The organism is Fastidiosipila sp. (assembly GCA_012511175.1).
In the GTDB taxonomy this organism is placed as follows: domain Bacteria; phylum Bacillota; class Clostridia; order Saccharofermentanales; family DTU023; genus UBA4923.
Window position 1 is genome coordinate 25,461 of the sequence record JAAZGO010000020.1, and the last position, 6,393, is coordinate 31,853.

Sequence of the window (6,393 nt, forward strand, 5' to 3'; positions counted from 1 at the left end):
TCCACTCAAGTCCAGTCAAAATTGGCTTTGCCGGCACCGATTTCAAAATGACACTTGACAATTCCCAGATCAACTTTTGAATAAAAACCGGGGTAGGTTTTTGCGGCTACCTTGTCACCACGAAGGGTCAACAGAAATTTCTGCTGATTGGTTGCCGTCGGCGCCAGGAGGGCAGCCTTCATTCCTTTCCGGAACCAGTCAGGCATCTCACCTGCCACCCGGCAGAGATCCATCATGTCTTTTGACCGGCGCGGCCGGCCTTGTGTCTGGCCGTAGCCAAGCGCAATGACCAGCCGGATTCTCGCTCCCTTGCCGATCGTGCACGGTATTTTGGATCTCCGGTAATGGAGGCCGACCCAGCAGCTATTTAAGCCGAGCTGCTGAGCTTTTAAGACAAACCGCTGCCCATAATAGCCGAGAAGTTGGTCGCTGCCGCGCGGCCCTGCCACGACCAAATAATTTCTGCAATTGCTGAACCGGCCATATCGCGCCAGGCGGCCCTCAAATGCTTTGGGCTCATCAAGACAGAGCTGGAGGCTGAGGCCGCTTTCACGGTTGTACTGATCAACGGCTTCGCGCAGGCAATTTTCGATCTCACTCCCAATCTTTTGTTCGGTGAAACGCCGTACGGAATGCCTTGACCGGATTGCCTGCCAAAGATCCATTGATTCCTCAAGGCCAGGGATGGAAAAAGATGGCTGGATGTCCAACCCCTCCCTTGAATCATCCGGAGCCTCATCCCTGTCCTCCATGGTGTAGCTGCGAATTTTCCCTGAAACAGTGATCCGGTAGCTTTCAAACATCAGGTCGCGTCCCTGCTGCTGAGCCAGGCGGTGCGCTGCCTGCCGGCGCCAGCGGCTGACAGCTTCTTCATTTTCCCAGACTGAAAGGCTCAGGATTTTCCCTTCATCGGTCAGGCTGGCGAAACGCTCCGAGCGGATAAAGCCTTCACTCGACGTCAGCGCTTCCCGGATTTCGGCCGCCAGATCAAGATATTGCGCCCGGTATGCTTTTTTGATTTTGACTTCAAACAAGACAAAGATCATGGACTCAGATCCTCTCTTTCAGGAAGGCCATCAGTGTTCATGCCTGCAGGCGGTGGGGGGCCAGAATATGCTGATCCAGCCATTTGGCGACGCCGTCGCGGTCATTGGTATCACAGATCTCATCCGCCCTTTCCCTGACCGGATCGATGGCGTTGGCCATGGCCACACCGCGGCCGGCGAAGATCAGCATGTCTACATCATTGTCGTCGTCACCGAAGGCAACAATCTCATCTCTGTCAATGCCGTAAGTTTTGGCGATCTCCAAAATACCCCGGCTTTTTCGGGCTTCCTTGTGCATGATCATGGCCATCCGGTCCCGGGTCACCGTCAGGTACAAAGGGTCCGAGATCTGTGACCGGATCAGGTCAACTTGACCGGGATAATCGATGAGGGCGTAAAGCTTGCCGGCAGATCCCATCTGGTCATCGAAATCATTGACGACAACATAGTCAAGGCCCTGCCACATAGTTCCCACATCGAAATTGGAAAAATGAACGCCATCGATTTCGGCAACAACATTCAGTCCATGGCCGGACAGTTCACGCAGCAAGGGGGCAAAGACCGGGGAAGGAATGGTCCGGTCATAAACCAGCCTGTCCCCGATGAAGGCATTGGCTCCGTTTAAATGGACGCGGCCATCAAAGAGTTGGTGGTCGACCAGGTGACCGGTGCTGTTGCCTCTCCCTGTGGCAAAGACAAGTTTGACACCCAGGCTCTTCACATCTTCCATCGTTTTGATGGTGTAGGACGAAACTGTTTTGTCAGTCCTTAAAAGAGTGCCGTCCAGATCAGTTACAACCATTTTTACCACAGCCACTAATACCCCAGCGATTTGCCGACCAGGATCACCTTGATCCGGTCTTTGATCAGTTGCCCCGTAATGGCCGTAAAGACATTGCAGATCCGGTCGGGGCTGTCGCAATCGGTGCAGCGGCCCAGTTCCACACAAGGTGTGTCGCAGCTCAGCCGTTTGGCGTCGCGCGGTGCCGCATGATGCCGGACTCTTCTTTTTGCCTGCCGGCCGTTTCGGACCAGCTTATTGATGCCCGCCACAATGATCACCTGCCGGGGCCCATAGATGACAGGAGCCATCCGGTTGCCGCTGCCATCGATATTGTAGAGGACACCGTCTTTTGTCAGGGCGTTGGTGCTGCAAAGAAAGGTATCAGCTGAAAAATACTGGAGGTAGAGCTGCTTTTTTTCCGCGGGGCCTATCCCCTCCCGGTGTTTGTCAAGGAAGTGATAATTGCCGCTGCGCAGGAAATCAAGCACACCTGTTTCCTGGAGGGTGACCGAATCACTTGCACCGACCACGGAATGCTCCGGGATCAGCCTGTCCAGCAATGCGATCAACTCTGTCTCATCTTTGACGCAGAAGCCCTTGAAATTCCGCTTATCCAGGGCATTTAATACTTTTCGCACATCCATGGTTACGATTCTTTCCGTCCCGTCAGTCTCCTGATATAAGCGTTCTGCTTCCCTCCAGTTTCCTCAGCTCGGAAATCTCCTCAGTTATCTCCACGACACCCAGGTAGGTTCCCGCCGCGTCGCGCACCGCAAAGTAACGAATCAGAATGAAAAGACCGTCTTTCTGGATCCAGAAGTGCTCCTGGTCCTTCTCACCTGACTTGAAGCTTTCCACTACCGCCAGAACCCGATCCAGGCTCTTGGGTGGGTGGCAGTCCTCCACCAGGCGGCCGATAATGGTCCGGGTGCGGGGGAAGACGCGGTGTTTGCCCTCACTGAAATATTGCACCCTGCCCTCAGCGTTCACGTAAGTGATGTCGCCCGGCAGGGTATTGAGCATGGCCTCCAGTTCATGGGCATTGAAGTAGCCGCTTGGCAGATCAAAATCCGCATCATTTTTCCGACCCGATGGTGCCTGCCCGCCTTTAAGCCAGGCAGCCGCATCTGAAGGACTGGCACCTTCAATGGCCTCCGCAAAAGCGTAGCCGTAATGAGCACTTTCAGCGGCCACTACCTTCCAGTCATCCTCAGTCAGGTTGTCCACCAGCATGGGCTTCAGGATCTCATTTTCCTTGTGGATCATGCCGCGGACTTCCAGCTCCATCTCAGCGAACAGTTTTTCATCCTTTTTCCCGGACCGAGCCCGGTCCAGCGATTCCCTGATCAGGGCGCGAATTTCATCATCTTTGCCCCACATAACCTTGGGAGGCGCAGTGATACCGTTACGTTCCAGATAGGGGAAGATGAGGTTTTCCTTACGGGCATAATGTTTGTCAAGCCGGGCCAGTTTTTCCAGGGCCCGGACGTAGGGAACGCCGTCGCCGGAAGATAAGAAAGTTGATTTGGCTGACGCGTAGTCACCGTCCAGGAAGGCTTCCAGGCCATCATTCTCTTTATAGAAAACGGTCAGTGGGTGACCCATTTCCGGATCAATCGCGGCGACATTGACATTTCCCTCCACGATCGAGGCATGCACATTGCACAGGTTCAGTATCTCCTCGACGGGCGTGCCCGACTGGATCAGCTCGGCCTCAGCGGCCGCAATCTCTTTGGCGTCGACAGTCTTGAAAGTCGCAAGGAATTCCTCCCGCACATCTTCCACAGTCGCGCCCCGGCTCAACTTGTTCAGAATATTCTTCAGCGATTCCGCCTGGCTGATTTCTTTTGACATAGGGTTTCTCCTGTTCCTTATTGGGCAAGTAATTTTCTTTCATGATAAACGAATCGGTTTTTTCCCTGGTTACAGGCGTTCCCGAAAGACCACGCCCGGAGGGGAAACCTCGCCCGCGCGGGATCTGCGTGAAAGAATTCCGGAGTAACTCCATATCTTCAAAGCAGGCATTTTTGTCATCGAGGAGTATTTCATTCGGATGCTTGTGGTGTTTGTTCGCCGAGTTAACCGGATCCTGACTGCGGCTCCTTCCTGAGACAATGCTAACGGGATTCAATCTTCTCCAGAAATACCTTCATCAGAATCGGCAGGTCGCCGGGATTCCGTGACGTGATCAGGTGATCCGAGACAGCCACTTCCTGGTCCAGCCAGACAGCTCCGGCATGGATCAGATCGTCTTTGATCGAAAAGAAAGATGTCACTTCCCTGCCCTCGAGGTCACAGCAGGAAGCCAGCATCCAAGCACCGTGACAGATGGCCGCAATCGGCTTTTTCTGGTGATCAAAGTCTCTGACCAGACGTCTGGTTGCCTCCGAGCGTCTCATGTAATCAGGAGAAAAACCGCCGGGGATATACAGGGCCGCGTAATCGGTGGCCTTCACTTCGGCAGACTCGTGGCTGCTCTTGACCGAAAGTCCTGATTTGCTTGTGTAGATCGTGTCCTTTTCCGTTCCGACCAAATGCACCTCAAAGTCTTCTTTCAGGCGGTGATAGGGGTAGATCAGCTCGTGCTCGTCGAACAGGTTTTCCAGCAGTATGGCAATCTTCCTCATAAGCGGCACCTCCACAGGTTTGATGGATGTCACGTCCACTATACTAAAAGGGCAGGCGCAATGAGTATAAACAAAGCTTCTGAGATCGCCCATTCTTTTGTTCAGACGGTGGAATCCTGCTCGTGAAGTAAAGTTAGCTTGACATTACTGCCCGGATCAATTAAGCTAAATATGTAAGAACAACTTTACTTAAGGGGGTTGGTTCAGTGAGGAAAATGGATGAAATGGAAATGAGCATCCAATTGCGGGCAGTCAGGTGCGCCTGGCTCTATTCGGTCCTCTTTTTGGTTGTCTGGATGCTCTACGATCTTATCAAGTGGGGCGATCTCCGGCTCCCCTTTATCCTGTTGACGTCCCAGAACCTGGTTTTGTTTGGTTTTGTATTCTATTTCAGACGCAAGATGGGCATCAGCGGTAAAGACCATGACCAACAAGATTAGGAAGCTTCGCAAAGAGCAGGCCCTGCGGCAGTCGGATCTGGCGGATCGCGTACAGGTAAGTCGGCAGACCATCATTGCCATCGAGAATGGGAAATACAATCCCTCCCTGGTGCTGGCCATTAAACTGGCCAGGGTGCTGGGTACCACGGTCGAGGACTTGTTCAGCCTCGATGATTAGAGCCTACAGGGGCAGATCTATTTCGAGCAACAGGGGCGTGTGGTCCTGCCTGGGGCCTGAATCGATCATTTCGGACCGGATCACCCGGTCCGCCAGACGGTCGCTGACGATCCAGTAATCGATTCTCCAGCCGGAATTGTTGATTTTGCTGGTTCGGGCCCGCTGTGCCCACCAGGAATAGATGCCTTCGACATCACCGTGAAGGTGGCGGAAGGTATCCGTAAAACCCCTGGCCAGCAGATTGGTGAATCCCTGGCGTTCTTCATCGGTAAAACCTGCCGTGCGGCGGTTGTTGTCCGGATGGGCCAGATCGATCTCCTTGTGGGCTACGTTGAAGTCGCCAGTGGCAATGACTCCTTTTTTTCTGTCCAGGCCTGCCAGATACTCAGCGTACTTGATATCCCATACCTGGCGGTCTTCCAGCCGATTTAAACCTTCACCGGCATTGGGCGTATAAACCTGGGTTAAATAGTAGTCCGGGAACTCCAGGGTGATGATTCTGCCTTCAGCATCCATGGTATCGGGAGCTCCGATGACCGGAAAGCTGACAGCCGGCGCCAGGTGCTCCCGGTACAAAAACATGGTTCCCGCATAGCCGCGGCGCGCGGGTTCTTTGGAACTGTTCCAAACGACCTTGTAACCGGGGAAGCGCTCGGTCAGAATTTCAAGATGCTTTTTGGCCGGGCCGTGGCCAGGCAGTTTCGTCTCCTGCAGAGCAATGATGACCGGATCGTGCTCCGCAATGGTATCCAGCACTGCCCGGGACAGGAGCCCACGTTCAGATGTTCCTGTCAGGGCCGCATTGAGTGAATCGATGTTCCATGAAATGAGTTTCAAGTACTTATTCCTTCCTGGGCAAGGTGGCGGCCGGCCTGGACCGGCTGCCGGCCGCCAAGCTGTTACTCAAGGGTAATGGCTTCGGTCGGGCAGGAATCCCGCGCTTCTTCGGCAGTATCTTCCAGTTCAGGTGTTACTTCCCCGATCACATGTGCCAGTCCGTCATCGCCCATCTCAAACACTTCGGGGCAGATGGATTCGCACAGGGCGCAACCGATGCAAAGATCATGATCGACTGTTGCTTTCATCAAAGCTCCTCCTAAAAAAATTGTATTTCTAAGTACCCATTATCGACCAAAAGACGTTTTTTTCAAAATGGCGCGTCGCCTAGCAAATAATGCCGCCGAAAGGATAAACGTGGCCTCGCAAATAAATCCCGTTAAAATCCTCCTTAGAGAAGGAGGTAGAAAGCATGGATTTAACGATGGCAACCAAACGGCAAATTATTGAAAGACAAAAGAATCCCTACCGTCGTGCAAGC

At 53.4% G+C, this 6,393-nt stretch carries 9 protein-coding genes and 1 pseudogene; 2 read left to right on the top strand and 8 right to left on the bottom strand.

All coding sequences use genetic code 11. The features are described from left to right. Positions 1 to 5: 5 nt before the first annotated feature. From GX839_04170 to GX839_04195, 6 genes and pseudogenes are all read right to left on the bottom strand, one after another. Positions 6 to 665, bottom strand: coding sequence for a nitroreductase (locus GX839_04170; protein NLB04655.1), 660 nt, complete (start codon positions 663 to 665; stop codon positions 6 to 8). A 51-nt stretch (positions 666 to 716) separates the two neighbouring features. Continuing rightward, positions 717 to 1,046: pseudogene (locus tag GX839_04175) on the bottom strand (antibiotic biosynthesis monooxygenase). A 37-nt stretch (positions 1,047 to 1,083) separates the two neighbouring features. After that, complete coding sequence (locus GX839_04180) at positions 1,084 to 1,848, bottom strand: HAD family hydrolase (GenBank protein ID NLB04656.1); 765 nt, start codon at positions 1,846 to 1,848, stop codon at positions 1,084 to 1,086. Positions 1,849 to 1,862: 14 nt separating this feature from the next. Further along, on the bottom strand, positions 1,863 to 2,474 hold the full coding sequence (locus GX839_04185) for a lactate utilization protein (GenBank protein NLB04657.1): 612 nt from the start codon (positions 2,472 to 2,474) through the stop codon (positions 1,863 to 1,865). A gap of 22 nt (positions 2,475 to 2,496) precedes the next feature. Then, complete coding sequence (locus GX839_04190) at positions 2,497 to 3,684, bottom strand: DUF438 domain-containing protein (GenBank protein NLB04658.1); 1,188 nt, start codon at positions 3,682 to 3,684, stop codon at positions 2,497 to 2,499. A gap of 263 nt (positions 3,685 to 3,947) precedes the next feature. Further along, a complete protein-coding gene (locus GX839_04195; GenBank protein NLB04659.1) occupies positions 3,948 to 4,457 on the bottom strand; it encodes a type 1 glutamine amidotransferase in 510 nt (169 codons plus the stop codon). 206 nt (positions 4,458 to 4,663) lie between these two features. Between GX839_04195 and GX839_04200 the strand changes: the two genes are divergently transcribed. Then, positions 4,664 to 4,897 carry a hypothetical protein gene (locus GX839_04200; GenBank protein ID NLB04660.1) on the top strand — a complete coding sequence of 78 codons (234 nt, stop codon included), beginning with the start codon at positions 4,664 to 4,666 and terminating at the stop codon, positions 4,895 to 4,897. Then, positions 4,881 to 5,075 carry a helix-turn-helix transcriptional regulator gene (locus GX839_04205; GenBank protein NLB04661.1) on the top strand — a complete coding sequence of 65 codons (195 nt, stop codon included), beginning with the start codon at positions 4,881 to 4,883 and terminating at the stop codon, positions 5,073 to 5,075. Before GX839_04200 ends, GX839_04205 begins: the two co-directional genes overlap by 17 nt. Before the next feature lie 3 nt (positions 5,076 to 5,078). Here GX839_04205 and GX839_04210 read toward each other — a convergent pair whose 3' ends face one another. Both GX839_04210 and GX839_04215 read right to left on the bottom strand, forming a co-directional pair. Continuing rightward, complete coding sequence (locus GX839_04210) at positions 5,079 to 5,912, bottom strand: exodeoxyribonuclease III (GenBank protein NLB04662.1); 834 nt, start codon at positions 5,910 to 5,912, stop codon at positions 5,079 to 5,081. Between the two features lie 62 nt (positions 5,913 to 5,974). After that, positions 5,975 to 6,160 carry a ferredoxin gene (locus GX839_04215; GenBank protein ID NLB04663.1) on the bottom strand — a complete coding sequence of 62 codons (186 nt, stop codon included), beginning with the start codon at positions 6,158 to 6,160 and terminating at the stop codon, positions 5,975 to 5,977. Between the last annotated feature and the right edge of the window lie 233 nt (positions 6,161 to 6,393).

Coding starts and splice junctions, on each gene's coding strand:
- GX839_04215 (NLB04663.1), bottom strand. CDS start 6,160: ATGAAAGCAACAGTCGATCATGATCTTTGCATCGGTTGCGCCCTGTGC.
- GX839_04180 (NLB04656.1), bottom strand. CDS start 1,848: ATGGTTGTAACTGATCTGGACGGCACTCTTTTAAGGACTGACAAAACA.
- GX839_04170 (NLB04655.1), bottom strand. CDS start 665: ATGGATCTTTGGCAGGCAATCCGGTCAAGGCATTCCGTACGGCGTTTC.
- GX839_04185 (NLB04657.1), bottom strand. CDS start 2,474: ATGGATGTGCGAAAAGTATTAAATGCCCTGGATAAGCGGAATTTCAAG.
- GX839_04205 (NLB04661.1), top strand. CDS start 4,881: ATGACCAACAAGATTAGGAAGCTTCGCAAAGAGCAGGCCCTGCGGCAG.
- GX839_04195 (NLB04659.1), bottom strand. CDS start 4,457: ATGAGGAAGATTGCCATACTGCTGGAAAACCTGTTCGACGAGCACGAG.
- GX839_04190 (NLB04658.1), bottom strand. CDS start 3,684: ATGTCAAAAGAAATCAGCCAGGCGGAATCGCTGAAGAATATTCTGAAC.